18 protein-coding genes and 3 pseudogenes are annotated in these 26,364 nt (G+C 68.8%); 14 read left to right on the forward strand and 7 right to left on the reverse strand.

The features are described from left to right. Window positions 1-166: 166 nt before the first annotated feature. Window positions 167-1,126 carry an alpha/beta fold hydrolase gene (locus ACZ5WE_RS32775; protein WP_467694040.1) on the reverse strand — a complete coding sequence of 320 codons (960 nt, stop codon included), beginning with the start codon at window positions 1,124-1,126 and terminating at the stop codon, window positions 167-169. Window positions 1,127-1,469: 343 nt separating this feature from the next. Here ACZ5WE_RS32775 and ACZ5WE_RS32780 point away from each other — a divergent pair, with 343 nt between their 5' ends. From ACZ5WE_RS32780 to ACZ5WE_RS32790, 3 genes and pseudogenes are all read left to right on the forward strand, one after another. Beyond that, window positions 1,470-2,438, forward strand: a complete 969-nt coding sequence (locus ACZ5WE_RS32780; protein WP_467694042.1) for an NAD(P)-dependent alcohol dehydrogenase — start codon at window positions 1,470-1,472, stop codon at window positions 2,436-2,438. 197 nt (window positions 2,439-2,635) lie between these two features. Next, window positions 2,636-2,766: pseudogene (locus tag ACZ5WE_RS32785) on the forward strand (TetR family transcriptional regulator); the annotation flags it as partial. A gap of 166 nt (window positions 2,767-2,932) precedes the next feature. Beyond that, window positions 2,933-4,669, forward strand: coding sequence for a chitinase (locus ACZ5WE_RS32790; protein WP_467694044.1), 1,737 nt, complete (start codon window positions 2,933-2,935; stop codon window positions 4,667-4,669). 272 nt (window positions 4,670-4,941) lie between these two features. Here ACZ5WE_RS32790 and ACZ5WE_RS32795 read toward each other — a convergent pair whose 3' ends face one another. Both ACZ5WE_RS32795 and ACZ5WE_RS32800 read right to left on the reverse strand, forming a co-directional pair. Beyond that, window positions 4,942-7,722: a type 1 periplasmic-binding domain-containing protein gene (locus ACZ5WE_RS32795; protein ID WP_467694046.1), complete on the reverse strand. Its 2,781-nt coding sequence runs from the start codon at window positions 7,720-7,722 to the stop codon at window positions 4,942-4,944. Window positions 7,723-7,818: 96 nt separating this feature from the next. After that, the gene (locus ACZ5WE_RS32800; protein WP_467694272.1) at window positions 7,819-9,168 is read right to left on the reverse strand and encodes an MFS transporter; all 1,350 of its coding nucleotides are present in this window, start codon (window positions 9,166-9,168) and stop codon (window positions 7,819-7,821) included. A 157-nt stretch (window positions 9,169-9,325) separates the two neighbouring features. Between ACZ5WE_RS32800 and ACZ5WE_RS32805 the strand changes: the two genes are divergently transcribed. Next, complete coding sequence (locus tag ACZ5WE_RS32805; protein WP_467694047.1) at window positions 9,326-10,009, forward strand: GntR family transcriptional regulator; 684 nt, start codon at window positions 9,326-9,328, stop codon at window positions 10,007-10,009. A gap of 55 nt (window positions 10,010-10,064) precedes the next feature. On the opposite strand, the gene ACZ5WE_RS32810 is transcribed toward ACZ5WE_RS32805, so the two are convergent. Then, window positions 10,065-10,793, reverse strand: coding sequence for an SDR family oxidoreductase (locus tag ACZ5WE_RS32810; RefSeq protein WP_467694049.1), 729 nt, complete (start codon window positions 10,791-10,793; stop codon window positions 10,065-10,067). 47 nt (window positions 10,794-10,840) lie between these two features. Further along, window positions 10,841-12,178, reverse strand: a complete 1,338-nt coding sequence (locus ACZ5WE_RS32815; RefSeq protein ID WP_467694051.1) for an MFS transporter — start codon at window positions 12,176-12,178, stop codon at window positions 10,841-10,843. 131 nt (window positions 12,179-12,309) lie between these two features. Here ACZ5WE_RS32815 and ACZ5WE_RS32820 point away from each other — a divergent pair. Beyond that, window positions 12,310-12,556, forward strand: a pseudogene (locus ACZ5WE_RS32820) (CoA-transferase); the annotation flags it as partial. 414 nt (window positions 12,557-12,970) lie between these two features. Here ACZ5WE_RS32820 and ACZ5WE_RS32825 read toward each other — a convergent pair. Then, on the reverse strand, window positions 12,971-13,327 hold the full coding sequence (locus ACZ5WE_RS32825; RefSeq protein WP_467694053.1) for a hypothetical protein: 357 nt from the start codon (window positions 13,325-13,327) through the stop codon (window positions 12,971-12,973). 368 nt (window positions 13,328-13,695) lie between these two features. Here ACZ5WE_RS32825 and ACZ5WE_RS32830 point away from each other — a divergent pair. From ACZ5WE_RS32830 to ACZ5WE_RS32840, 3 genes and pseudogenes are all read left to right on the forward strand, one after another. Further along, window positions 13,696-13,797 (forward strand): annotated as a pseudogene (locus tag ACZ5WE_RS32830) (IS5/IS1182 family transposase); the annotation flags it as partial. A gap of 283 nt (window positions 13,798-14,080) precedes the next feature. Further along, window positions 14,081-15,373, forward strand: a complete 1,293-nt coding sequence (locus ACZ5WE_RS32835; RefSeq protein WP_467694055.1) for an MFS transporter — start codon at window positions 14,081-14,083, stop codon at window positions 15,371-15,373. Window positions 15,374-15,664: 291 nt separating this feature from the next. Continuing rightward, window positions 15,665-16,249 carry a hypothetical protein gene (locus ACZ5WE_RS32840; protein WP_467694056.1) on the forward strand — a complete coding sequence of 195 codons (585 nt, stop codon included), beginning with the start codon at window positions 15,665-15,667 and terminating at the stop codon, window positions 16,247-16,249. Window positions 16,250-16,623: 374 nt separating this feature from the next. Here ACZ5WE_RS32840 and ACZ5WE_RS32845 read toward each other — a convergent pair whose 3' ends face one another. Further along, complete coding sequence (locus ACZ5WE_RS32845; RefSeq protein WP_467694058.1) at window positions 16,624-17,904, reverse strand: YeeE/YedE family protein; 1,281 nt, start codon at window positions 17,902-17,904, stop codon at window positions 16,624-16,626. Between the two features lie 487 nt (window positions 17,905-18,391). Here ACZ5WE_RS32845 and ACZ5WE_RS32850 point away from each other — a divergent pair, with 487 nt between their 5' ends. The 6 genes from ACZ5WE_RS32850 (at window position 18,392) to ACZ5WE_RS32875 (ending at window position 26,223) form a co-directional block, all read left to right on the forward strand. After that, window positions 18,392-18,991, forward strand: a complete 600-nt coding sequence (locus ACZ5WE_RS32850; RefSeq protein WP_467694059.1) for a DoxX family protein — start codon at window positions 18,392-18,394, stop codon at window positions 18,989-18,991. A 212-nt stretch (window positions 18,992-19,203) separates the two neighbouring features. Continuing rightward, complete coding sequence (locus ACZ5WE_RS32855) at window positions 19,204-19,596, forward strand: hypothetical protein (RefSeq protein WP_467694061.1); 393 nt, start codon at window positions 19,204-19,206, stop codon at window positions 19,594-19,596. Further along, window positions 19,593-21,335 (forward strand): hypothetical protein, encoded by a 1,743-nt coding sequence (locus ACZ5WE_RS32860; protein ID WP_467694063.1) that lies wholly within the window; start codon window positions 19,593-19,595, stop codon window positions 21,333-21,335. The genes ACZ5WE_RS32855 and ACZ5WE_RS32860 overlap by 4 nt, the downstream gene beginning before the upstream one ends. A gap of 7 nt (window positions 21,336-21,342) precedes the next feature. Continuing rightward, on the forward strand, window positions 21,343-22,362 hold the full coding sequence (locus ACZ5WE_RS32865; protein WP_467694065.1) for a hypothetical protein: 1,020 nt from the start codon (window positions 21,343-21,345) through the stop codon (window positions 22,360-22,362). Further along, entirely contained in the window at window positions 22,337-25,090 is a 2,754-nt protein-coding gene (locus tag ACZ5WE_RS32870) for a CHAT domain-containing protein (RefSeq protein ID WP_467694067.1), read from the forward strand. The genes ACZ5WE_RS32865 and ACZ5WE_RS32870 overlap by 26 nt, the downstream gene beginning before the upstream one ends. Before the next feature lie 113 nt (window positions 25,091-25,203). After that, a complete protein-coding gene (locus ACZ5WE_RS32875; RefSeq protein WP_467694069.1) occupies window positions 25,204-26,223 on the forward strand; it encodes a DUF6236 family protein in 1,020 nt (339 codons plus the stop codon). Window positions 26,224-26,364 lie beyond the last annotated feature (141 nt).

Consider the following 26,364-nt stretch of genomic DNA (forward strand, 5'->3'; position numbering starts at 1 on the left):
AAGGCGGGCGCCTCGCTGGAGGCGGGCGCCTCGCTGGAGGCGGGCGCCTCGCTGGAGGCGGGCGCCTCGCTGGAGGCGGGCGCCTCGCTGGAGGCGGGCGCCTCGCTGGAGGCGGGTGCCTCGCTGGTGGCGAAACGCCGCATCACGCGATGCGGTGTTCTCGCCCTCACTGTTTGCCCTCCACAGCCACGCAGGCCATGTCCGAGGCGCCCGAGGGCTGTTGACCCCCATCCGTGGGGCGGAACGCTGTGGAATCCATGGGTGCTGTGAAGTGCTTGCAGAACGGGAGGCCGACGGCGTCTGCGCCACGGAAGTGCGCCAGGAGCAGTTGGCAGTACTCGCGGTCGCGCTCAAGGTGGACGAGGTGGTCAGCTTCGCTGATCGTCACGAACGTTCCTTTGGGGTAGGTGGAAGCCAAGCGGTACCCCTGCGCAGGCGGGGTGAAGGTGTCGTGTTCACCGGTGAAGACCATGGTCGGTACGTCTGAAGCGGCGTCAGTGTGGATCACCTCAGTCGTCCACAGCCTGCGGGTGTTGTGGATGATCTTCTCCCGGGTGTCTGCCGTCGCTTGGGACAGCTGATCGGTCAGCATGCGTCGTACAGTGCGGAGCCGCTGTACCCGGCTACCTTCCTCCGAGCAAGTGAGTCGATCGGTGGCAACCCGTGCGAAATGATGGATATCGCCGCGGGCGAGCGCGGCGGTCATCTCCTGGAGGTCCAGCCTGTCCGTACGAGTCAGGGCAGCCGCGCCACCCAGCGCCATACGAACGATGGCCTGCGACCGGCGTTGCCCCAAGCGGTGGGCGACAAGCGAGCCGTAGGAGCAGCCGACCACGTTCACACGGGCGACTCCGAGGTGGTGGAGTGCGCGCTCCACGGCTTGCGCCAGAAAATCGACGCCAAAGCGATCCGGCAGAGTATCGGCGCGACCCCACCCCGGCAGATCCAGCGTGATCACGCTCGCATGCGGCAGGAACGCCCTCTCGTGTCTCAGCCATGCATGCATGTCCTGGAAGGCGCCCCCAAGGAAGACCACGGGGTCCAGCGATGGGTTTTCCGACATCACTGTGCGGCAGTAGTACGAGAACCCTGCGTAGCGCAGATGATGAAGAATCTCCTGGGGCACGGGACCTCACTGTCGTCTTTCGTCGAAGTCGCATGGGTGCATGGGCGCATGCAGTTCTGGGAGCGGGCCAAACCCGGCAGTTCTGCAACGACATGGCCCACCTGAGGGCACGGCGGATGTGCGCCGGCACGGTGGCGTAGACGAGAGCGCCATCGTGTACGACGTGTGGGCGCAGGTGTTGATCAGCGAGTTCGAAATCGACGCCGACAGGAGGTGGAGGACGTGGAGGTCGCGCACTCGGCCGCCGGCGTTGGCGTATCAGGGACAAATAGGGGGCTCAGAGGCTGGTCAGTGGTTCGAGCCGACGGGATGCTGAGGAGCAGCATCCCAACCAGGGGGACCCATGAAGGCCATCGCCCAGGACTCGTACGGCACCGTCAGCGGTCTGGAACTGCGCGACTTCGACCGCCCCGATCCCCGTGACGACGAAGTGCTGGTCCAGGTGCGGGCCGCTGGGGTGGACCCGAGCATCCTGCACCTCATGACGGGCAAGCCCTACATCGCCCGTCTCGCCCTGGGACTCCGCAAGCCGAGGAACCCGGTGCGCGGCTGGGACCTCGCCGGAGTGGTCGAGGCGGTCGGTGCGAAGGTGACGAGTTTCGAGCCGGGTGAGGAGGTCTTCGGCAGCGGAGACGGTTCGTTGGCCGAGTACGCCAGCGCCAGGGCCGACAAGCTCGCTCCCAAGCCCGACAACCTCACCTTCGAACAAGCCGCGGCACTCCCCGTCTCCGGCGTCACCGCCTATCAGGCCCTCAGTGGCAGGGCACGCCCGAAACGGGGGCAGAAGGTCCTCGTCATCGGCGCCTCCGGCGGCATCGGAACATACGCCATCCAGCTCGCCGTCTCCTACGGAGCCGAGGTCACCGCCGTCTGCGGCCCTGGCAAGGCAGATTTCGTCCGGGTCCTGGGCGCCACCGACATCCTCGACTACACCAGCCAGGAAATCACCGACGGCAAGCAGCTGTTCGACATCATCCTCGACGCCGCCGGCAACCGCCCACTGTCCCTGCTGCGCCGCGCACTCGCCCCGAAAGGTGTTCTGGTCATGGCCGGAGGCGAAGGCGGCGGTGACTTGGTGGGCGGCCTGGGCCGCCAGCTCCGCGGCTACGCACTCTCACCGTTCCTCGGCCAGACGCTGAGCAGCCTGATCGCGACCGTGCGCCACAAGGACCTGCTGATCCTCAAGAAGCTCACCGAGGAGGGCACGATCGCACCGGCCATCGACCGCACCTACCCGCTCTCCGAAGCCGTCGCCGCGATCAGGCACCTGGAGACGGGGCACCCCCGGGGCAAGATCGTCGTGACCATATGAGGTGAGGTGAGGCGAGCGCGGCGAGGGCCGGGCCCCCCGTGGCGCCGCTCGGCACGCCGCCCTTGTCGCTGGACCGTCCGCCTCGCCCCTGCGTCTCTGTGCTCAGGTGGATCGCGCGGCAGCGGACCTACGCATCTTCCACGCTCGCGACAGCACCCGTCCCGTTGTCGGCTGCACACCGGTACACCGCCTTCGGGGGCTCCCTGCGCGGCGACCTGACGGCCCTCAACCTGAGATCCAGCAGTCCTTGGTCGTACAGCCGTTGTTCGCCGTCGCCCTGATGGCAGCCTCGTTCCACTCCGAACAGGCCGTGCGGGGCCGAGCGCAAAGCGCGCCGCGGGCGTCAGCGACCGAACTCTGTGGCGCCGTCCTTGCCCGTGGGCGGATATGTGCCAGAGGTCTTGACAACTTGATTGGTCTGGACCAGCTTTGCGCACAGTAGCGGTGGCCACCGGCTCTCACCTTCGTCCTTCGTTTCTCCCTGGAGGCATTCCGTGGACCGTGTACGTAAGGGCAGATCCGGCGTTCGCCAGAGAATCGGTGCGGCCATCGCCGTCGGTGCGGCCGCCTCGCTCGCCGTCACCTCGCTCGCCGCGCCCGCGCAGTCGGCGGACGCCAGGGCGGCGGACGCCAGGGCGGCGGACGTCAACGTCGCCAAGAACGCAGGGTTCGAGTCGGACCTGAGCAACTGGACATGCACCGCGAACAGCGGCGTCACCGTCACCTCCCCCGTGCACGGCGGCGCGAAGGCGCTCAAGGCCACGCCGGCGGGCCAGAGCAACGCCGAGTGTTCCCAGATCGTCGCAGTCAAGCCCAACTCCGCGTACAAGCTGAGCAGTTGGGTGCAGGGCAGCTACGTCTATCTGGGCGCCCGCGGTACGGGCACCACCGACGTATCGACCTGGACGCCGGGCAACTCGTCCTGGCAGCAGCTCTCCACCAGCTTCACCACTGGCGCGAACACCACGTCGGTCACCGTGTACACACACGGCTGGTACGGGCAGAGCGCGTACTACGTGGACGATGTGAGCGTCCTCGGGCCCGACGGGGGCGGCGGCACCGACCCGGTGGAGATACCCGCTGTGCCGGTCGGCCTCAAGGCAGGCACGACGACGTCCACTTCGCTGGACCTGTCCTGGACCCCGGTGTCCACCGCCACCGGCTACACCGTCTACCGCGACGGTACGAAGGTCGCCGCGGTCGGCGGCGCCTCCACGACCGTCACCGGACTCACGCCGGACACCGCGTACAGCTTCCAGGTGAGTGCCACGAACGCGGCGGGGGAGTCCGCGAAGTCGACGGCGGTCTCCGCACGGACCGCCAAGGACGGCGGGGGAGACGGTGGCACCGTGCCCAAGCACGCGCTGACCGGCTACTGGCAGAACTTCGACAACGGTGCGACCGTGCAGAAGCTGCGGGACGTGTCCTCGCAGTACGACATCATCGCCGTCTCCTTCGCCGACGCCACCACCACGCCGGGCCAGATCACCTTCAACCTCGACCCGGCCGTCGGCTACTCCTCCACCGCCGACTTCAAGGCGGACATCGCCGCGAAACACGCCGCGGGCAAGACCGTGATCCTTTCGGTCGGCGGCGAGAAGGGCACCATCTCGGTCAACAGCGACGCCTCCGCGACGGCATTCGCCAACAGCGCCTACGCGCTGATGCAGGAGTACGGATTCGACGGCGTCGACATCGACCTGGAGAACGGTCTCAACCCCACCTACATGACCAAGGCATTGCGCCAGCTCTCCGCGAAGGCAGGCTCGAAGCTGGTGCTCACGATGGCGCCGCAGACCATCGACATGCAGTCGACATCGGGCGGGTACTTCCAGACGGCGCTCAACGTGAAGGACATCCTCACGGTCGTCAACATGCAGTACTACAACAGTGGTTCGATGCTGGGCTGCGACGGCAAGGTCTACAGCCAGGGCAGCGTGGACTTCCTGACCGCGCTCGCCTGCATCCAGCTGGAGGGCGGTCTCGATCCCTCGCAGGTCGGGATCGGCGTCCCGGCGTCGACGCGCGGCGCGGGCAGCGGTTACGTGGCCCCGTCGGTCGTGAACAACGCCCTCGACTGCCTGACCCGCGGCACCGGCTGCGGCTCCTTCAAGCCGTCGAAGACCTACCCGGGGCTGCGCGGCGCCATGACGTGGTCCACGAACTGGGACGCGACGGCGGGCAACGCGTGGTCGAACTCCGTTGGCCCGAAGGTGCACAGCCTTCCGTAGCGAACGGCCCGGCGGGACGGACAGACCACCCATCCGTCCCGCCCATCGACCACACCGTCTCCCGCGTCCCGCGGTGAACCGCTCCCAGTAGCTCGGGAATCAACTTGCCGCGGCGTGAGGCTGGCCCTCACCAGGTACCGCAGTTCGTGGTGCAGGCTCGTTCCGTGTGTCAGGCCACCGAAAAGCGTCTCGGGCATGGAGGCGTCGGTACCGGCCGGCACGTCCGCGAGCTACAGGGCCAGTACGCTGACGGGGCGAGCGCGGCCAGGAGGTCATTCTTGGTCCTGGGGGCATTCGTACTGACGATCGGGGCCCCAGTGGTCTACCGGGCCTTTGGCGTTCTGTTTGAACGCGCCGCAGTGCAGGACCATCCGTTGCCCCTCTGGCGTGTGGTTGAGCATCACGAGCGCTTTGTCCAAGGGTGGGTTGGAACCGTGCCGCCGAGGAATTCTGATCTCTCCGCTGACACCTTCGAAGCGAATACCCTCGTCGAGCTTTGACTTGACCCCCTCGGCGTCCACAGCGTCCACGCTCGTGTACTGCCTGTCCGCCGCCGATGACAGTGCTTTGAGCGCGTCGTGTGCCAGAGCCACGTGTCCGTCGTTGATCCATGGGTCGCGGTCCGTGTACCGGCGGACGTAGCGCGTGATGAACGCCTTGGCCTCGTTGTTCTCGTCAGCGTGCCCGTTGGGCAGCACATGCACGGTGTGGTACAGCCGCAGCCACTGCTCGTCCAGGTATTGGCCGCCGAGTGCGGCATTGGTGAGTTCGTTGCTGCCTATGACCGTCAGCGGTAGCCCGGCACAACCGGAATCGGGCCCATAGGTGTTGACGAACTTGGTGAAGCTTTCGACGCGAGAGGCCCAGTAGACGACTGTGCGGCGGTCCTTCTTGATGACGTCGCACACGTGCTGGGCGGTGTCCTGGGCGGAGACATCCGTGCCTTCCCCGCCGGGGAACTCCCAGGTCTCCGTGCCCGCGCCGAAGTTGTGGACGAACTTCCCGCCCAGTTCGCGGGTGTAGAGATCGTTGGGGTCCTTGATGACCAGGGCACGCGTGGAGGTGGCGCAGTTCCCTGGCTGTGTCTCGATGATGTTCCCCTTCCGCGCGAACTGCGCGGCGATGGCCGTCTCACGGCTGTTGTCCGGGGACATCGGCCGGTAGTACGCGCCGGCCTCCTGCATCGCGTCGGCCGTGGCCGTCGTGCCGATCACCGGGACCTTCCCGTTGCTGAGGATCCGCGCGGCCTGCTTTGTCAGCTCCCGGCTCTCCCTGAACCCGATCACACCTACGATCGTCCGGCTGTCCTGCCGCTCCTCGTTCGCCTCGGTATCCCGAACGACGTCGTGTGCGTGCCGGACGACGTTCTTGAACTTCCTTCCGGTATCCCTGACTTCGACATACAGCCGCACCCGGTCCTCGTCCTGCGACGCCAGACGGTTCAGCTCTTCCTGGGCCAAGAGGATCCCCCGTAGCTCGGGGATCATGCCGTTCATGACCACCTGATCCGGGTCGGGGTCCACTCCCGCCCCCAGGAAGACCACCCTGCGCACCGGCTTGTGGAACTTCCTCTCGGCGGTCAGCGCCTTGGCGTTGAGGGCTTTGATCGCGCCGAGGACCTCCTCGTACTGCTCCTGAGGCGTCTTGCCCTCGTCCGCGGCCTCGGGCACCGCACCGGGTGCGCCTTGCCCCGGCACAATCTCTCCGTCCAGGCATGCCTGGGCCGCCGGCGGAGTGATCCCGCAGTACACGGCCGTGGACAGCATGGCGAGTACCACGCTGCCGATCGCCAGTTCGCCGGTCAGCTCCGTCCGCGGTCCCCAGCGGAACTTCTTCACCGGCGCCGGATGCAGACGTTCTCCTTGTTCGGGCTCGGCCCCGGTGGCGGAGTACGGCCGTCGCGCCGACACCAGTAGCGGCAGCGGGGGGTGCGCACGATCGGCGGGCGGGGAGAGCCTGTCCGCCGCTTCGTTCAGGTTCCGGCACTTCGGCCAGCCCTCGTCCGCGTAGGCGGCGGCATGCCCCGCGCCGACAAGGAGCAGCGAGGCACTGCCCGCCTCGGCCGCCACCTTCAGATACGTACTGAGGAACCGTCGGGTCAGCTCCGTGCCGGGCGAGCCCTCCGCGGGCAGGTCGAACAGCACCACATGCCGCGACCTGCGGCGGCGTGCCCAGGCGCCGAACCAGCCCGGCCCGGCGCGGGCCAGGTCCGCGAGCAGGGCGCGAAACATGAGTTCCTCGAAGATCTCCAACTGTCCCTGGTCGCCGTCCCGCAGTGTGAGCAGGTTGCTCACTCGCTCGAAGAGCCGGCCCGAAGAATCAATCCCTCGCCAGGATACGAACCAGCTGTTCTTGGTCCTGATGAGCCGTCGGCTCCACCAACTCGCCCAGCACCACCGTGGGAAGGTATGGAGAAGCGGCCCGGCCACCAGCCATACCTTGTCGACCCAACCACCCACCTGTGCGGATTCCGCACAGCTCAGCTTCGTCAGCACGCCAAGAAAACCGCTCTTGGCACGCAGCGAGTAGATGTGGTCGCGCAGCGGCTTCTCATCGAGGACCCTCTGGCCTGCCGGGGTCTGCTGTGTTTGGGCCAGCTCTGCCCGAGCCTGCTCCGTCTGGGTCCGCTCCACGAGCTCCTTCATCAGCTGGAAAGTCCGCAGCCGCAGCTTCCCGACTCGGGGAGGACTGGCTCCGTTGAGGCCGTTGCCTGCCCGTAGGGTCAAAGAGACCTGCGGTGCCTGATGGGCAGGGGCAACCGGCAGGCGGCGTACCCTGGCGTATGCGACCAGTTTCTCCTCGGGGCCCAGAATGAAGGCGAATTTGTTCAGGAGCTCGTCCGAGAAGCCTTCATCGCCCGTGTCCAGCAGCATCGCCGGTAGGACCGTGTCCCGCAGACATTTCCACTCGGCCCGGGGAGGGACCACCGCCTTCCTGAAGGCGGGCAGGAAATCACGTGAACCGGGAAAGGCCGGAAACCTCTCCTCATGCCTTGGACGATCTGTGTGCACGAGCGTGGGATCGTGCCGGTTCGGCGGTACTGGATGGTTCATGGAAAGCCTCCAGCTCTCCTCCATGAGCAATGAGTTGCGGGTCGCGTTGCGGCTTCGTGCGGCTGGCTGAGCGCGACTCGACGTAGTGCGCCTGGTTCAGCGCAGTTCGATACCGCGGGTCTCGGGAAGCCCCAGCAGCGAGACGTAGGCCAGCGCATAGCCGGCGGCGGCGAAGCCGAGCGCACCGCCCACGCCCCAGCTGTCGGACAGGAACCCGACGAGGGTGGGGAAGACGGCTCCCACGGCCCGGCCAGTGTTGTACGTGAACCCCTGTCCGGATCCGCGCACTTCGGTGGGGTAGAGCTCGGCGAGGAAGGAGCCGAAGCTGGAGAAGATCGCCGACATGCAGAACCCGAGCGGGAAGCCGAGCAGCAGAGAGGCCGCCTCCCAGCCTGCGGGGACCTGGGAATAGCACAGCACGCACAGGGCCGAAAGGACGGCGAAGATCTGAATGGTGAGCCGACGTCCCAGCCGGTCGGCCAGGTGAGCGCCCGTCACGTAACCGGAGAACGCACCGATGATCTGCACGACGAGGAACCCACCGACACCGGTGACCGAGAGGCCCCGCTCGTCATTGAGATACTTGGGAATCCAGGTGGCCAGCGTGTAGTAACCACCCTGCACCCCCGTGGACAGCAGGCAGGCCAGCAGGGTCGTACGCAGCAGAGGCCCACGGAAGATGTCCGCGAACGAGCGCGAGCGTGCTGCGGCCTTCAACCGCTTGGTCGCGGCGGGCGCGTCCTGCACATTGCGCCGGACGTAGAACACGAGCAGGGCGGGCAGCGCGCCGGTGAAGAACAGTACTCGCCATGCGATGTCATCGTCGACGAGGTTGTACACGAGGGTGTACGTGACGACCGCCAGTCCCCAGCCGACGGCCCAGGCCGACTGGATCCATCCGAGGGTGCGCCCGCGGTGACGACTGGCGGCGTATTCGGCCACCAGGACCGCGCCGACCGCCCACTCCCCGCCGAACCCCACTCCCTGCAGCGCCCGGAAGGCCAACAGGGTGCCGAAGTTGGGTGCGAAGCCGCAGGCGACCGTGAAGATGGCGTACACACTCACGGTCCACATGAGCGCGCGTACGCGGCCGATACGGTCGGCGAGGACTCCGGCCAAGGCACCGCCCACAGCGGACATCAGCAGAGTCACCGTGGCCAGCAGGCCCGTCTGACCGTTGTCGAGCCCGAAGTAGACGCCGATGGCGGCCAGGCTCAGCGGTAGCACGTAGAAGTCGTAGGAGTCCAGGCCGTAGCCGCCGTACGCGCCGAGGAAGGCGCGGCGCCCATCAGGGCCGAGCTCGTGGAACCAGGCGAACCGGCGTTCGCCGTGCGGCGCCGGCCCCGCTTCCTGCGGTCGTGAGGTCCGCCGATCCGTCGCGGTGGCCTGGTCCGGGGCGGTGGTCGCGTCCGTGGAGGTGGCCTTGTCCGGTGAGGGAGAACTCATGCTCATGGCCGTGCACCTCTCAAGGGGCTTGCTGGGGCCGCGAGTTGGTGGATCGTCACCGTAGGGGATTAGTGAACAATCCGACAAGAGGATGCGTCATTGTTCCGCTCCGAGGGGTGTCATATGGTCAGCCCTGAGGTCTGAGGAAGGAGCATCCATGAGCCGTCAAGCGGATCAACTCGCAGGTGACAAATACCTGTTGGGGCGCTCGAGCATCTCCGAACGGGTCGCGGATCTGCTGCGCATACGCATCGGTGAGGGCCAGTTCAAGCCTGGCGCGAAACTGTCCGAGGACGAGATCTGCACGGCCCTCGCAGTCTCCCGCAACACCCTGCGCGAAGCCTTCCGCCTGCTGACCCATGAACGTCTGCTGGTCCACGAGCTCAATCGGGGGGTCTTCGTGCGCAGGCCAAGCGCCGCGGACGTCGCGGACATCTACCGAGTGCGGCTCTTGGTGGAGTGTGCCGTGGTCCGCTCACTCGGCCGGCCGCCATACCCACTGGAGGGCCTGGCGGCGGCCGTTGCCGACGGCGAGCGGGCCACCGCGGCGGAGGACTGGGACGCGCTGGGGACGGCGAACTTCCACTTCCACCGAGAACTCGTCGCCCTGGCCGACAGCCCCCGCATCGACGAATGCATGCGCACTGTCCTGGCCGAACTCCGGCTGGCCTTCCATGCGTTGAAAGATCCGCAGGCTCTGCACTCGCCGTACCTGGAACGGAATCGCGCCCTGCTCGATACGCTGAGGAAGGGCGACACGGCCCTGGCAGAGCAACTGCTCCAGGGCTACCTCGCCCACTCCAGCGAAAACTTGACGCGCGCCACGAGCGGCCACGAGTAGAGCGCCCGCTCGGACCGCGGTGTCATTCGCCGTGTGTGGACGTGCCGGGCATCGGTCAGGCCTGTTCGAAGTGGAACGCCTTGATGAAGCAGTCGCGGGGCTGGGCGACGGCGAAGAGTACGCACTCCACGAGTGACTGCGCGGTGAGGGCGTCCTGGGCCTCGCGCGGTGTGGTCTCCCACTCCTCGGAGAGCGGGTCGGGGTTGTCGAAGTCGGGCGGGTAGAGGGATATCACCCGAACCCCCTGGGGCCGCAGGCGCTTGGAGAGGATCTCGGCGAACCCTGCCTGGGCGCTCTTGGCCGCGTAGAAGGCGTCGTGCGCGTCCGAGCGGTGATGACCGGCCGTACCGCAGGCGGAGACCATGGTCACCACATCCGGCTTGTCCGAGTTGAGCAGGAGGGGGAGGAAGTTCTTCACGGTCAGGACGGTGCCGGTGGCGCCGGATGCGATGGTGTCGACGACGTCGGCGTCGGAGACGGATTGGAGGTCTGGTCCTTCGAGGTAGCGGGAGCCGTTGTTGATCAGCACGTCGATGCGGTCGGTGTGCCGGGCGACGCCGGCAGCGAAGTCGCGGATCGAGGCCGGATCCGTCAGGTCGCAGGCGAAGGCGTGGACCCGCTGGTGCCCTCGGTCGCGGACCTCGTCGCGGACGCGCTCCGCGGCGGCGAGAGTGCGCGCGGAGAGGAAGACCTCGGCGCCGAGGTCCGCGAGACGGATGGCCAAAGTGCGTCCGAAATCGCGGCCGGCTGCGGTAATGACGACGCGGTGATCGTCGAGTCTCATGTCGGTGCTCCTGGTTCGCAGGCGGAGATTGGGTGAAGTGCGGCGGCTTACCTCGGCGTGGGCGGCCCGGTCTCCAGCGGCGGCTCGCCGCCTTTGGGGTCCGGACTGCCTGCGTCGTCCCGGTCGGGCGTCAGCAGGGCGGCCGGCCCATCGGACGGGTGGGGGGCCGACGCCGCGGTTCGTCGGCGACGGGAGGCAGTTGCGGGTGCGCAGGCGGCGGCTACGAGCATCAGCAGCAGGACAGGAACCATCGCGGAGCGCAGCCCATGGCGCTCGCCGAGAAATCCCAGGGCGGGCGGCCCGGCCAGGAGAGCGACGTAGCCGATCCGGGAGGTCAGCGCGACGCGGCCGGTCGTGTCCGGTCCGGACTCGCCTGCCGCGGAGAGAGCCAGCGGAAAGCCGAGGGAAGTGCCGAGCCCCCACAGCAGCACGGCACAGCTGGCCGCGACGGGAGAGTCCACGAAGGAGACGAGGGCGATACCGGCGGTCGATATCAGCGCACCGCCGCCGAGCATCGCGGGCCGGCCGATCCGGGTGACCAGGCGGCCCCCGGCGAAGCGGCCAACCGCCATGGCCGCGGCGAAGGCGCCGTACACCAATGAGCCAAGACTGGTGGGCATGTGGTGGCCGTCGACCATGAGGAGGGGTAGCCAGTCGGTGGCCGAGCCCTCGGCCAGCGCCATGCCCAGCACCACGCCACCGATCAGCAACAGCCGCGGGTCGAGGTACAGGCGTCGTTCCCGGACCTGGTCGCCGGTGTCGTCGGCGTCGGCCCCGGTGCCGGAGTATCCGACGCTGCGGCCGACACCGGTCCGCAGTCTCGGCACCACGAAGGCGAACAACGCGACCACGAGGACCAGCACCACCGTGAGATGCCAGGACACCGGGAAACCGGCAGCGGCGCCGACCACACCAAGGCCTGCCCCGACCACCGTGCCGAGGCTGTAGCAACCGTGCAGGGCCGGGAGCACGGGTCGCCCGAGCTCCTGCTCCACCCCGGCGCCGTCCACATTGCTGGCCACCTCGGAGAGACCCATCCCGGCGCCCAGAAGAAGCAGGCCGAAGGTCACCACCGGCGCCGAGGACGCGGCCGTGCCAAGGGCCATCGTGGCCACGCTGGCCAGCACGAGGGACATGCCGCAGAGAATCACGGGCCGGGTGGAAAACCGCGCCACCAGGGCACCGGCCACCAGGATGCCCATCATCGACCCGACCGACATGCCGAAGAGCACCAACCCCATCTCAGCGGTGGAGGCATCGAGCTCGTCCCGGACATCGGGGGTCCGGGTGACCCATGTCGCGAGCGACAGGCCAGGGATGGCAAAGCACAGCTGCAGTGCGACTCGGTGACGGCGGATCACCGGGCCCAGACTGTTGAGGTCCATGAAGGCGCGGGTCTTTCGGAGCGGGATGGCGGGCGGTATCCACGTACCCTAACCTCGCCCCGGAACCGTCCGGTTGGTGTGATCCCCGGGCCGGCGGCGCAGGGATCGGACTTGTCCGTATCGGCGTGATTGCGTCTGTGCGCGTGGCCGGGTGGACGGGGCAGCCACGCTGTTTCTTCGAGAAGTCCGCCCGCAACCTCAACCCCTTGGCCGCCATGACCGGTCGCCTGACCATCGCCGAGGTCGAGGAACTCGTGGAACCGGGCGCACTGAGTCAAGACGAGATCGACCTGCCCGGCGTGGTCGTCCAGCGAGTTGTGGCTCTCAGCTCTCACCCCGCAACAGGCGGCTGACAAACACATCGAGACGAGGACGGTGTTCCGGCTGATGTCCTGGACCAGGATCGAGATGGCCTCCCGGGCGGCAGCGGAACTCAGTGAGCCTTTTCAGCGTGGCCACCGATCGGGTGTCGATGGCAGGGTGAGGGTGAGTCCGCAACGGACAAGCCCCCCGGCGCCATTGAGCTGTCCGGCAGAACGCGGAGGCTGTTCAGCCACTACGGCAGCGTGCTGGGCCAGCATCTTTCCGGCCGACCACGGCGGCGGATCTCACGGGTCACCGGTCTCCCAGCGGCTTCTACTGTGGCCTTCAGCGGGCGGCCAGTTCCGTGAAAGCCAGCAGGTCCGGTCCAGGTGGCGGACGGAGGGTGTCGCCTACCAGCGGGTGCAGCAGCGTGACCGGCAACGAGTCCAGCCCGGCCGGAGTGCCAGGTCAACTCGACACTTCCTCCCGTCAGCGGTTGTGGCCCGCAGTGGCGGGGAGAGCGTTGTCGATGAGGACGGCGGCGATGGCGGCGGCGGTGGGGAAGGCATCGGCATCGAGGACCCAGGTGCGGGCCGCGGCGCCATCGATGAGTAGCGCGAGCTGCTCGCCGAGCTGCTCGGGGTCGGCGGCGCCAGCCTCGCGGGCGGTGTCGGCGAGCCGCGCGGCAACGGCCTTCTTGTAGTCACGTGCGCACTGGGACGCGGGGTGCTGCGGGTCGTGGAGCTCCACGGCGGCAGCGATGTACGGGCACAGGGGAGTGGTGGGGGAGACGTCGAAGGCGGCGAGGAGCCGTTCGCGGGGCGTGAGGTCGGCGCGGTCGAACACGCCCGACAGAACGGAGGGGTCGAATCTGCGCAGGTACTCGGCGACGAGCTCGTCCTTGCCGTGTCCTCACCTGGTTACCCGTCGGGAACGCGGCCATCGGAGCCTTCCATGTTCGGCTCGGCACGTCACTTCAGGAAGGTAAATGGGTACGCGCGAACATCGCTTGGCCTTTCGATTCGGGTCTCCCGACGAGTGCTCTCCGCGGGTGGGCCCCGGGCTCGTATTCGGTTAGGTGATCACTGAGCGTTCTCGACGAGGCCACTGATTGGACGAGACTGACAGCATCGACCGGAAGGCCGCAACGGGCAGGGCTCCCGTGCCGTTGGAGGACGTGTTCGAAGTCCCAACTCATCAGCAGAAGAGCCCTGTTGGTCCCCTACCCTGCCGCACTCGACCTTCCGCATGCCCTGGTCGAGTGGGTCGCGATGCTCATCGTCACCCGCGAGGGTGACCGGTGGTGCAAACTCCCGGCCGACAACTGGCGTTCCTCGACCCGCTGTTCCTGTCGATACACAAACCACTTAAGGAAAGCGGCATGCACCAGCATCCGTTTCTCCGGTCCGAAGCGAAGCCACGGTCACGGTCACGGTTGGCAGTTGGCCGGCATACTGAGGCTACGTGTCAGGACGGCGGTCTCCAGCCCAAGTGCCTTCTCGTATTTGTGCGCTTGTCGCAAGGGTGGAGAGTTGTGCCGGCGACACGTACCGATAGCCCGTGATCTAATCGCTGCGGCCATCGCGAGAAGGGCGGTTCGTGTCTACACGTGATGCACGCGAAGGCGTGACGCCGGCTGAGAACAGGAGGGCACAAAACTCTCCCGGCTTATGGGCCAATACCAACTACCGGATATTCCTGGTCATCCAGACGCTCTCGGCACTCGGGGATTCCTTCTCATACGTAGCGATCCCGCTCCTGGTCCTGCAAAGCACCGGCTCGGTCGTGCAGATGGGCCTCGTCACCGGCTTGACCGGCGTGGCCTCAATCGCCACCGGAGTGTTCGCCGGCGTGATCGTCGACCGGGTTGACCGGCGCAGACTCCTCATGACGGCCGACTGGGCGCGATGTCTGCTGTTCGCTCTGATTCCGCTGGTCTGGCTCTTTGCTACGCCGATGTGGCTGATCTACGCGGTAGTCCCGGCCGCAGGCGCGTTCATGATGCTGTTCCGGGTGACCTATGTGACCGTCGTCCCCGCCATCGTCGAGTCCAGTCAGATCACCAAGGCCAACGGTCATCTGTTCGGTACTTACGCGGCTGCCAGCGCGGGAGGCCCAGCGTTGGCAGGCTTCATAGCCTCTGCCTTCAGCCCAGCCGCGGCCATTGGCTTCGACTCTGCCACCTTCGCCTTGTCCGCCATCGGCATTCTCTTCGTAAAGATCCGGTCTGCCCAGCAGAACACCACCTCTGGCGGGACCGCACGAGCCAGTGTGCCTGGCGAATTCCTCGCCGGAGTACGGTTTTTGTGGGCCCACCCGGTACTGCGCCCGTTGACTGCGCTGCTCTCACTGCTGACCTTTCTCACGTACGGGCTCACCGACCTCATCATCTTCCTCATCAAGGAAGATCTTGGGCACCCCGACAGCACCGTCGGCTTCGTTCTGAGCGCCGGCACTCTCGGCAGCTGTCTGGCGTCCTTCGCCGTCGCGCGAGTTCGCGAGCGCTTTGGCTTCGGCGTCAGCTGGATCGGGGCCTTCGTGCTGTGCGGTACCGCCGTGCTGTGCCTGGGCCTGTCGGAGAGCGTCGTCGTGGTCGGCGTGCTCGCTGCCGCGATGCTGTTCTGCACCAGCATCGCGGGCACTTGCTCCATGTCCCTGCGCCAGGAGGTCACCCCCGGCCACCTCCTGGGACGGGTGACTGCTGCGTTCTGGACGACCCACTCCGCACTCGGCCCGCTGGGGGCTGCCACAGCCACCGCCGCGGCAGCCGGGGTAGGTGTCACCGCAACGTGCCTGGGTATCGGCGTCACCGTGGTGTGTGTCGCTCTGTCCGGAGGCCTGACGGGAATCGGGAAGAGTCGTCCGGGCTACTCGGCTGTGCAGCACGCGTGACATCGGCAGGCCACCGTGGCGTGGCCGTTTCGCGAGCCTTCAAGCCAATACCCGCACCAAACGGATGCCTGCTGCAGAGTGCGCGGACGATGAGGGCGGAGAGGATCGGCCGCCGCTGCAAGCTCCTGCATTCTGGTGATGAGGCGCGTGTCGGGCGACCAGTCGCGTCGTATTCCCGGTGCCAGTTCTATGTTGCCCGCACAGCGCAGAAGTTCGGGCTCCTTCGACAAGCCCGGCGCGTCACCAAGGAGAAGCGAAATCATGGTTCGTAGTGCTGTGAGCGGATGTGCGATGGTGGCTCTCGCCTCTGTGGCGTTCACTGGTGTCGCGCCGGCATCGGCGTCTGATGCTTCGAGAGCGGAGCCGAGGGTCACGGTCACCCCGGCCTCGGTCAAGCAGAGGGCTGCGGTGACGGTGCGGGTTGTGGGCGTTCCCAAGACATGCCGTTCGGTGCAGGCGAAGTCCGACGCCTTCGCCAAACCGGTGGTGCTGACGAAGAAGACCAAGCCGCTGGTGTACACGGGTCGGGCCGCGGTGAAGGCGAACGCCACTCCTGGCGGTCACCAGGTCGTGGTGGGGGGAATCGGTTGCGGCAAGTGGGTGGCGAAGGGCCAGTTCACTGTGCCTGCGGCGCCCAACTCGAAGGTGGTCAAGGGAACCGTCACCTCGAAGGCCGGGCTGTTCGTGCGCCGGCAGCCGACCTCCAACTCGACTGCAACCGGGACCTACCGCTACCGGCAGACCATCGCCTTGACCTGCAAGAAGGCCGGTCAGTCGGTCGGCGGTAACCGGACCTGGTACCGGGTCAACGTGCCCCAGGGATGGGTCACCGCTCGCTACGTCAAGGCGCAGGGCTTCGTACCCAACTGCAAGTAAATCCAAGGGGCTTGGGCCTCGGGAGAGCCTTGCAGAGTCCGGCCACCGCGCGAGTGCGCGGTGGCCGGAGCTGTGATGTGAAGGTCTGCGCCCCAGGGGCTGGGGGACGCCGCAGCCCTGGCTGCGGCAACTCGTCGAGCACTGGCTGCATCGCTGTGAATGGCGCCGCACCGAGGCGGAACTGAAGGCCCGCGCTCTATCCACGGGAGAGGACCCGGGCTCCGCGCCGGTGGAGCGAACGCCAGTGGAACGTGGTGCACTGGGCGGAACAGCCCCGCGGCGGGCATTTCGCCGCCTTCGAGCAGCCCGACCTCTTCACCGCCGACCTGCGGGACTCCACCCGAAAGCTGCGCAGACGCCTGCGCGCCGACAGGTCAGCAGACGCTGTCGGTCGGCTTCGGGTTGCCCAGGCCGAACAGCGGACGCAGGCGCAGGCCGGCCCAGGTGCCAAGGATCGCTACGGCGGCCCAGATCCAGCCGTGCAGCGACCCGGAAGCGATGCCGGCCAGGTAGGCGCCGATGTTGCAGCCGCCGGCGAGACGGGCGCCGACACCCATCAGGATGCCGCCGATGACGGCGGCGAGCGCGGTGCGGGCCGGGATGTTGCGGTGTAGCTGCCATACGCCGCCGGCGGCCGCGGCGACGGCGGCGCCGACCATGATGCCGATGTCGGTGAGGCTGGTCTTGTCGGCCAGTACCGGTCCCGACAACTGGGCCGCGCTGCCGGGCTGTTGCCAGAACGCCCAGGTCTCCGGTGCGCCGCCGAGTGCGCCCACGACCTTCGAGCCCCACAGGGCGAACGCGCTGGTGACGCCCCAGGCGCCGCCCGAGACGAGCAGTACGCCGGCGCCGAGCAACGCGAGGACCACGGCGCCCGCGGCCAGCGGCCAGGAGCCCCGCACCGTACGGCGAAGGACGCCGCGCGCGGAGGGCGGGGTGCCGACCGGCGGGGGAGTGCGGCGGGCCTGCACGGTACGGGCGATGAACCAGATCCCGGCGAGCACCGCGATCGTCGCGGCCCAGGAGCCGAACCAGCCGATGTGGTCGGACAGCACATACGGGTCGAGTGCGGGCAGGTCGCTCCAGAGGCCGAACTGCCAGGCGGCGAGGGTGGAGCCGGTGATGAAGCCGAAGAGAGTGAGCACGATGGTGCCCTGGCCGGAACCGACGGCGAAAAGAGTCCCGGAGGCGCAGGCGCCGCCGAGCTGCATGCCGATGGCAAAGAGGAAGGCGCCGACGAGCAGTGCCACTCCGATCGGCCCGGCGCTGGGGGCGGGCACTGAACCGAACAGGCCGCTGCCGGTGCCGATGACCAGGGCGAAAAGCGTCGCGGTGGTGCCGAGCAGCAGGGTGTGGGCCCGTAACCCGGTGCCGTTGCCGACAGCCACCAGCTGCCGCCAGGCGGAGGTGAAGCCGAAGCGGGAGTGGAAAAGGGCGAACCCCAGCCCGAGGCCGAGCAGCAGCAGGACGCCCGGCTTGGCCCCGTGCTCCGCGAAGACGTAACCGGCGAGTGCGACACCGATGGTGCCGGCGACCGTCAGCGGCACCCGCCGGACCGGCGGCGCGGCCTCGGCCGGAGGGACGGGGGAGGAGGTGGGGGCAGGAGTGAGCAAGGCGGTCCGGGGCGGCGCCCCGGCATCGGCAGCGGTGGTCAAGGGGGTCTCCGGGAACGGGAGGGGGATCGGACGGGCGGGGCTCGCGCGAGCGCGGAGCGAGGCGTCAGCGGTGACAGAGCGCGTCGTCGACGCTCCACGGCGTGGCCGCGAAGAGCGCGAGAGCGAGCTGACGGGCGGGTCCGAACATGCGCACCACCATAAGCATCCTGCGGAGATCCCGAAATGCCGTCTCACATAGAGAACACCTGAATGAGACGGGTGGGATGGATCGGCTCTCGCAGATCAGAACCTGTGCAAGGCCCAGCCTTACCGAATGCCCGGCGAGGACGGCGTGGTCGTGCTACTCCGCGCAGCGGTTGGACTCGTCTCCGGGACGGCCGGACCCTGCCCATGGACAGAGTCCTCGGCGGAGCCTGGCCAGGGCGCTCTGGGCCGCAGAGGGACGGGCACGCGAGTGCCGCCCTACCGGGCGACGGTTTCGCGCGAAACGCTGTCTGAGGGGCCGTATCGGGGGAAACCGTGGGGCATGGCTGTTCTCAGGAAATTCGCACGCCCCTTGCTCGCCTCCGTCTTCCTGTCGGGAGGCCTCAGTGCCCTCCGGGATCCCAAGCGCGTGGCGTCCACCGCGGAGCCCGTCGCGGTTCCGCTGAGTTCCCGGATTCCCCGTCTGACGGAGGACCCCGAACGCCTGGTCCGCCTCAACGGTGCGGTGCAGGTGGGGGCCGGGGTGATGCTCGCCACTGGGCGGGTTCCGCGTTTCGCCGCGCTCGCGCTGGCCGGCTCCCTTGTGCCGACGACCCTGGCCGGCCACGCCTGGTGGAAGGAGGAGGACCCGGATCGCCGAGCCGCGCAGCGTACCCAGTTCATCAAGAATCTCTCGCTGCTCGGTGGCCTGCTCATCGCGGCGGCCGACACGCACGGCAAGCCGTCCCTGACCTACCGCGGCCGCACCACCGCCACCCGCGGTCGTGCCGCCGCCAAGTCCAGTGCGACCCGCGGTCGTGCCGCCGTGAAGTCCGGCGCTCACCGGGGCCGTACTGCCGCGAGGTCCGGTGGCCGGACAGCCCGCCTTGCCGGGCGCGATGCAGCGGGCGCGCTGAGCAGAGCGGCAGGGTCCGTCCGGTAGCCACGGGTCTCGGTGAGTCCACAGGGTCTGATCGGCACCGTTGGAACCCCGAATGGAACCCCCCGTACGCAGACGGGCACAGTCAGGCTCCCGAGCCCCTTCCCGGAACCAGCCCGGATCCGCGGTGAACGAGTAAATCCTGTGAGTTTCCTGACGGATGAGGAAGGACCCGGAAGACTGGGACCGGCAACTCGTCGAGGAAAGGGCGGTCCGTGGGATCCACCATCGAGATCGTCGGCGGGCGGTTGTCGCCCGCCGATCTGAAAGACGCGCTGACCCCTCTCATCGACGGTGTTGAGATACGGCTCGACGTCGACGAACGTGCCAGCCCGCATCGCGGCGGGCCCGGGACGGAGTTACTGGTGGCGTACATCGGGGGCGGGGCGGCGGCTTTCTCCGCCCTGATCACCGGGGTGTTCGCGCTGCTGACCGCGCGGCAGGGCCAGGACGCCACGGCTGACGCCAATGGCGACGGCGCGAAGATCGTTCTCCATGGCGCCGACGGCAGCAGCATCGAGTGTCCGGCCGACGCCACGCGCGAGGAACTCGACCACCTGGTTGAGCTGACCCGCAGGCTCGGCAGTTCGACCATCGAACTCCCGTGACCGGCGTCGCGCCCAGCCCGCTCTGGGCCGACGAGGCGGCTGTACGCCGTTCTGCGCCCCGCCTCGATCCGGTGCTCGGGCAGGCCGAGTGTCCGGCAGACCCACCGGATCCCGGGCAGATCCGCCAGTTGTTGGACCGCCTTTTCGCCGCGCGGGACGGCGAGACGCTGGAGCTGCTCGGTGACCGGCTGACGGAGTGGCTGCACCGGACCGAAGTCCTGCGCGAACGTCCGGGCGAACGGCGCGAGTTTGCGTCCCTGACCCAGTCCGCGTACATGGAGGCATGCCTGTGCCGGGAGGACCTCCTGTCCCGGGTGGGACCCAAGGTGTTGGCTCTGGGGGTTCTGTGGGGGAAGCTCGACGAGTCGGAAACAGGAGCGGCTGAGACGGGACGCACTGAGACCGACACCGCCCGCGATGCGCCCGATCCCGCGGCCATGACCGAGGCCAAGACCGAGGCCATGGCCGACTCCGTGGTCGACGAGCTGGTCCCGCTGTTGGCCGGGCCCGCCCTGCTGCGACAGCCGGACGGGTCGATGCTGCTTCACCTGGGGCTATTGGTGCCCCGGTTGCTCGACCTCGTCGATGCGTCTTTGACGCGGAACACCCATCTCGCGCTGGCCGTGACCGACTGGGTGGGCCGGCAACTCCGGCAGCCCGACCGGCCGGAGCCGCCCGAGGCGCTGCGGTCCCGTGCCCGGGACCTGGAGGAGCGGTGCGAGCGCCGGATGGCGGAGGTCGAGGACCGGCTCGGCCTGACCGCGGCCGCCCTGGACGCCGCCGAGCGGGCCGCGTACCGGACGATGTACGTCCTGCACCGGCCCGAGGACGCCCGACGGCACGCCCACCGTTGTCTGCAGACGGCGGACCGGCTGCTGACCGTGCCGGACGACACCGGCACCTCCGACGAGCAACTGGACCTCCTCAGCCGTCTCTACAAGGTGAGCCGCCTGACCGGCGACGTGGCCGTGGTGATGGAACGGTCCGAGCGGCTGCAACGGCACGTCCGCGCGCGGGGTCTGCGGCACGAGCGTGCGGAGCGCTGGGTGGACGCGGCCGACTCCTACTCCAACCTCGGCTACCGCTACTTCACGGCCGCCGAGTACACAGGGGTGTCGCGGATGTACCAACTCGCCGTCTACTTCTTTGACAAGGCGGACGTACTGCGCGCCCGGGCTCCTGACCCGGTGCCGGGCACCGGAGCCGGAGTGGAACCGGGCTATCGGCTCTACGAGAGTGAAGGCTTCGTCTATGGGGCGTCCGCGCGGCTCGCCGGATCGGACACGGCCGCGGAGCTGTACGACCGGGCCGCGTCGGCGCACGAGCGGGCGGCCCGGATGACGTTCCAGTCACCAGGCCTGTTCAGCCTGTACTCGGCGGCTGGCCACTTCTTCAACGCCCATGCTGCGCTGGCCCGTTGCGCCCGTTCCGCGGACTTCCCGACCTGCCTTGACCTGCTCGGCGGGGCGGCGGAGAACCTGCGCAGCGCCATGGATGTCACGCAGAACGTGTTCCCCCTCTACGAGGCCACGGTCGCCCGTCTGGCCCGGGGGGAGGCGGACCCCTGCACCGCGGACATGGTGCGCGGACTCGGCCACACCCTGCACCCCGACGGCGAGCGGGTCGCGGCCACCGCACGTACCGCCGCCACCGCCCTCGCCGAGGGCGACCTGCCCGCGTTCCGTGACGCGGTGCGGGAGCTTTCCCGCCTCTTCGGCTTCCTGCACGCACTGGGATGAGGGACCTATGCACCAAGAGCCGTTGTTCGCCCGCCTGTTCCTGCACGAGGACGTCTCACCCGTTCCGCTGCTGGCGGCGCCGAACCAGCTCGGTATGCCCGACTCGGACCTCCCGGTCCGTATCGGGGACCTCCGCGCCACTTTCGACGGTCCGGACCTGACACCCCGTATTGAGTGGGGGGACAGCTGGACGACCTTGAAGGGGTCGGTCGAGGAGTCGTTTCGGACGGAGTTCGTCCGCGTCCTGGAGTACGTCCGCCCGCTCGCGGCCCAGGTCCGCGTCGCCGCCCGCGACACCTCCGACATCCCCGGCGCGGATGTGACCTTCGAGCGACCGCGCATCGCCTCCAGCCGGGAGGGAGCCTCGCGGGCGGGTGGTAACCGGCTGCGCAGCGCCCTCGCGGACGCCGTGCGCGCCTCCGGTCGTCAGCCCAGTCCGTTCGGTTCGCAGGTCACCGACCTGGAGCACTGGTCGGTGACCGTTGACGGGCTCTTCTCCGGGCTGCCGCCTGCCTCCGACGAAGCCCTGGTGGTGACGTACGACTTCCTGCCGGTGTTTGCCGAGTGGCTGCGGGCGGACGCGGTTGCCTCCGGCGGCGGGCGGCACCTGATCCGCGCCGATCTCGGCCTGCCCGCCGAGGCGGATGCCTTCCGTGGGGCGGCCGCGCTCCTGCCGTCCGCCGTCCGGAATACGCTCGGCCGGCTCGCCGGGAGCCGGAGCGGGGGTCAGGACCGGCTGGCCGGGCAGCGCAATGTGATACGTGCCGTGTCCGCCCTCCAGGACGACTTCCCGCGCGGAGCGGGACGGGTCGAGTTGGGCGTCGTGTTCGCCGAGCACCCGAGCGGGGCCGACTACGTCGTACCGGCGGTCGGACTGCGAGTTCCGCCGCCCCGCGACGGCCATCCCCTCCGGCTGACGGACGGCACCGTGGCCCACCTGCCCGCGCCGCCGTGGACCATGGGCTGGAGCTGGGATCCGCGGGGTGGGAAGAAGCAGCGCCGTGGCTGGTGGCGTCGCCGTGGCTGACCTGTGGGCGCGGGCCCATGAACGGATCGGCGCTGGGGACCATGCCGCCGCGGCCCGGCTGCTGGAACACCTTGACGAGCTCGGGACGGACCTTGTCGACGTGGTCAACATCGACCTGGCCCGCTGCCGGCTGGCCGCTGTCTCCACGGACCACCGCGCCCTCTTCGCGCCGGCGCTGGCCCGGATCGCGGAGCGTACCGACGTCGACGGCGACCCCATGCTCGCCCCCGCCTGGCACTTCTACCGCGTCACCGGCGACCTCCTGACCTACGGCGCGACGACGGCCGAGCACGTCGGGGAGTGCGCCGAGGCGATCGGGCGCCTGGGGGTCGAGGCGGAGAACGTCGAGATTCTCACGAAGCTGCTGGTGAACCTGCACGCCCACGGCCAGGAAAGCCTGGCGGGCCCGCTCCACCGGTGGGCGGCGCCTCTGGAGGTACCCGGGCACACGGGCTGGGACATCTGGCACGAGCTGGCGTTCGCACTGCGGACCACCGGCGCCGGGGCCGAGGCCGAACGGATCTGCACAGCCATCCTCGACGCCGCGGACGACGACCGTACGCGCGTCGGAGCAGCCGTCACCCTGAGCCTCCACCTGGCAGCAGAGCGGCGCCACGACGAGGCCCGAGTGCTGCTTGTCGAGGCACTGGGAACAGCCGTGCGCGAAGGGTGGACCGACCTCGCGGACGTCGCCCGAAGCAACCTGATGGCGACCCACTTCGAATCCGGCCGGACCGAGCAGCTGGAGAGTGACGTACGCGCGTGGCTCGCCGACATCGACGCGGGCCGCGGCCTGCCGCCCGCCGTCCAGGTGGCCCTCAGAACCTCGCGTGCCCTGCGCGCCGCGGGCCGGGAGATGCTTGCCCTCGACGTGCTCGCCCTGTACGCGGACCGGGACTGGTCGACGGAGTCGGACACCGACCAACTCGCCTGGCTGGAAGCCATCGTGGACGTCTTCCGGGTCCTGTCCGACGATGCCGCGGCGGCGGACCTCAGCCTGCGCGCGATCGGCATCGACGAGCGTCTGTCCCGGTCGGCGGTCGCCCGGTTCGACCAGCACGACTACGACCGGATCGGCCGGGCCTACGACCTTCTGTTGACGTTCCACGCCGACTTGGAGCGGTTCGACGCCTTCGCCGGATCCCGGGCGCTCTTCTACGCCGAAGCTGCGAAGGAGGCGGCATTCTCCCGCGCCCTGCCGGGCATGGCGGGGGCCCCGATGCGGGCTGACGACGCGAGGGAGGAGAGGGCCCTGGTGACAGAGCTTGCCCACTTGGAGACGGCGGCCGAGACCCGCCTGCGGAGAGACCTGGCCACGACGGCGACCGGCGGGCGGCGGCGCGAGCCGGCGGCCACGGCCGACACCCGGGCCGGTCACATCCCGCACCCCTACTCCTGGCACGAGCCGGCGGGCGACGGCACTCACGCGGCCGGGCGGGGTGCGCAGGACAGCGGCACCACACCGGGACGTGACTCGCGGAACCACGACGCCCGAGGCACCGGGCACGGACGCGCGCACGCCGATGCCCGGGGCGCAGGCCGCCCGTCGGACCGGATCCGGATCACTCCTCCCTATGCCAACGAACAGGTCCGTGAGCGTCGGGGCGCCGTGATCCGGCAGAGGCTGCGGGAGTTGCGCCGGACGCCGGGCGGGCCCGCTCCGCGCGTCGGCTCGTTCCTCAGCGCCGAGCCGCGGGATCTGGCCGGGGCACCGTGGCCCGAGGGCACCGTAGGCCTCGCGCAGCGGCTCGATCGCGCCGAGAGCGAGCTGGTGACGTATCTCGTGGGCGCCCACGGCTTCGCCCATCGCACTGGCGCGGACGTCAATCCGGCCGTGCTCGACGCCTTGTTGGCCGTCCTCAGCCAGACACCGGAGGACGAGATCGACTACATCACCGGGCGGCTGGCAGATCTGCTGCTGCCCGCCGCCGTCCGGGACGCGCTCCACGCCCAAGGCGCCGACACACTGATCGTCTCCGGCGACGCAACGGCGCAGACCGTGCCCTGGGAGGCGCTCGGCACCGGGGACGACCGGCTCGGGTTGCGGTTCTCACTGTGCCGGACGCCTTCCCTGCTGCGCGGTGCGGCCCGTCTCGACGCCCCGGTGAACCCGGCCGTCGAGCGGGCTCTCGTGGTCGCCGACCCGACCGGCGACCTTCCGTCGGCGGCAGCGGAGGGCGCGATGCTGCACCATCTGCTCACGGCGCGCGGTGTGGAGACGACGTTGTTGTCCGCGTGCACGCGCGACGCGTTCCTCGCCGAGGTGCCCCACCACACCCTGGTCCACTTCGCCGGCCACACGAACTACCTCCGCACCGACCCGGCCTCCAGCCACTTCCTCCTGGCCGACGGGCCGCTCACGGCCGACGAACTCGCGCGGTTCCCCGTGCACCCTGACGCGTTGTTCGTCCTGGGTTCGTGCGAGTCGGCGCAGTCCGGGCAGGAGTCCGGCTTCGGGAACTCCTTCGGGATCGGTGCGATGCTCCTGCTCAAGGGCGCTGCCGCCGTCGTCGGCAGCAACTGGTCGGCCGACGACGCCCGCAGCCTCGCCCAGAACGAGTGCCTGTACGCGCATCTGCTTGCCGGGCGGACGGTGAGCGAAGCGCTGAGAAGCGCGCGCCGGGACCTCCACGGACGGGGTGACCCGACCTCGTCCTGGGCGCTGTTCACGGCGATGGGGGACCCGTTCGCCCGGCTGCGTGCCGCGCCGAGCGGCGCCGCTCTCTGAGCCAGCACGGCCTGCGCAGTCCCCCACCACCGCTCGTTCTCGTTCGGCCGTACACCTCGCTGTTCCGCCGCTACCGTGATCAGCAGTGCTGGACGCCGGTTCGGAGGTCCACGATGGCTGTCCTGCTCTACTACCCGTTGGTGAACCCGCCGACCGAAGTGGTGCACCAGTCGCTGCTGTACTGGGACGGCATCGCTTCCGTGGTCCCCCTCGATCCGGAGATTCGCGAAGCCGCCGTCGCGCAGCCGCTGAAGGAGCTGGAGCAGATGCAGCTCTACACGCCTGTCACCTACGCTCGGGATGGCTTGTCGGGCCTCTCCGCTCCCGGCGCCACGCCCCTCGCTGATCCCTTCGATCACCTCAGTACGGTTCTGGCCGAAGAACTCCGGCGCCTCGCAGCCAGCGCGGAGCCGCCACGTCCCGCCTCGCCACCTGACGCGTTCCTTTATCTGACGAAGATCAACCTGTGGCTTCGGACGCAGCTTCTCTCGACAGGCCTGGCCACCCGCTGTCCAGGCGAACAAGGGCGTCTGGCAGTGGCGAAGGAGGTCCAGGAGCTGGTGGTCGGGGTGACCGTACGAGAGATTGCCCGGCATGCTACGGAACGACGACTGTTTCCGTATACGGACAGTGCGCGTGCACAGCGACTGGCCTTGCGGCCCGCCGCACAAAGCCGGGCCCTTGCCTGGGAGATGGAACTGGGCAAGCTGCTGCCGGTGCCTGCTGCACACACCAGGCTCGGCGATGTGCTCGCCTTCCGGGAGAAGTACGCGGACGAACGCCTACGGCTGATGCGCGCTCTGCACCGCCTACTGGGCGACCTGCGGCGCGACTACGAACATCCCGCCGAAGTCGTCGCCCAACTGCGGGTGGAACTGGAACGAGCACTGGCGGACTACCGGTCCGCGGCGCGAGACAGCCGGCTCGTGTGGATGCACCGGTCGATGACGGTGACCGTGGCCCTTGCCGCGTCGGCCGGCGGCTCCCTGCTGCTGCCCAACCTGAGCTGGTTCCTCGGCGCAGTCGGCGGCTACGCCCTGAACGTCGCGACCCGCGAGATCAGGCCGGTGCGGCAGCGCCATCACGACCACGACTTCAGCTACCTGCACCGAGTCCACACCGAACTGTCCTAGAGGGAGTGACCTGTGCCGCATTCACACGGCATCGCCCGGTTGCGGGCCGGCAGGCCCTGGCGGATCGAGCTCTCTTTCCACGACGAGGAACGCCCCCGGACGCCCATCAGGCTATTGCCTGGAGGGCAGGCGCCCCCTCAC

The sequence above is a fragment of the Streptomyces sp. NPDC033180 genome (assembly GCF_055577645.1).

What these genes read in the sequence shown, in the direction of transcription:
- ACZ5WE_RS32780 (WP_467694042.1), top strand. Translation starts at nt 1,470, where the DNA reads ATGAAGGCCATCGCCCAGGACTCGTACGGCACCGTCAGCGGTCTGGAA.
- ACZ5WE_RS32795 (WP_467694046.1), bottom strand. Translation starts at nt 7,722, where the DNA reads ATGAACCATCCAGTACCGCCGAACCGGCACGATCCCACGCTCGTGCAC.
- ACZ5WE_RS32800 (WP_467694272.1), bottom strand. Translation starts at nt 9,168, where the DNA reads ATGAGTTCTCCCTCACCGGACAAGGCCACCTCCACGGACGCGACCACC.
- ACZ5WE_RS32805 (WP_467694047.1), top strand. Translation starts at nt 9,326, where the DNA reads ATGAGCCGTCAAGCGGATCAACTCGCAGGTGACAAATACCTGTTGGGG.
- ACZ5WE_RS32810 (WP_467694049.1), bottom strand. Translation starts at nt 10,793, where the DNA reads ATGAGACTCGACGATCACCGCGTCGTCATTACCGCAGCCGGCCGCGAT.
- ACZ5WE_RS32815 (WP_467694051.1), bottom strand. Translation starts at nt 12,178, where the DNA reads ATGGACCTCAACAGTCTGGGCCCGGTGATCCGCCGTCACCGAGTCGCA.
- ACZ5WE_RS32840 (WP_467694056.1), top strand. Translation starts at nt 15,665, where the DNA reads ATGGTGGCTCTCGCCTCTGTGGCGTTCACTGGTGTCGCGCCGGCATCG.
- ACZ5WE_RS32850 (WP_467694059.1), top strand. Translation starts at nt 18,392, where the DNA reads ATGGCTGTTCTCAGGAAATTCGCACGCCCCTTGCTCGCCTCCGTCTTC.
- ACZ5WE_RS32865 (WP_467694065.1), top strand. Translation starts at nt 21,343, where the DNA reads ATGCACCAAGAGCCGTTGTTCGCCCGCCTGTTCCTGCACGAGGACGTC.
- ACZ5WE_RS32875 (WP_467694069.1), top strand. Translation starts at nt 25,204, where the DNA reads ATGGCTGTCCTGCTCTACTACCCGTTGGTGAACCCGCCGACCGAAGTG.